The following is a 275-nucleotide window of genomic DNA, read 5'->3' as shown; positions in this document are numbered from 1 at the left end:
AGGATACACATTACGCAATGGGAGACGCTTGATTATCAGCCCTGACATTATCGCAGATTTTCGTGCATTATCATTTGCAGACGCATCTTTTTCGATGGTTGTATTAGACCCTCCGCATCTTGAGAGTGTTGGTGATAACGCCTGGATGGGAAAGAAATATGGACGGCTGAATAAAGATGCCTGGCGTGATGATTCGCGACAGAGATTTAAAGAAGCCTTTCGGGTGTTGAGGCCGCACGGCGTTCTGATTTTTTAATGGAATGAAACGCAAATAC

The 275-nt window shown here is 44.7% G+C and carries 1 protein-coding gene; it reads left to right on the top strand.

Annotated elements, in window-relative coordinates; all coding sequences use genetic code 11:
- On the top strand, window positions 1–256 hold a 256-nt coding region (locus RTW80_RS29200), incomplete at its 5' end, for a class I SAM-dependent methyltransferase (protein ID WP_312721615.1).
- Window positions 257–275: the final 19 nt, after the last annotated feature.

Source organism: Escherichia sp. AM3 (assembly GCF_032029835.1).
Classification (GTDB): domain Bacteria; phylum Pseudomonadota; class Gammaproteobacteria; order Enterobacterales; family Enterobacteriaceae; genus Escherichia; species Escherichia coli.
The sequence above is the reverse complement of the archived record's forward strand: the minus strand, read 5'-3'. Positions and strand labels throughout refer to the sequence as shown.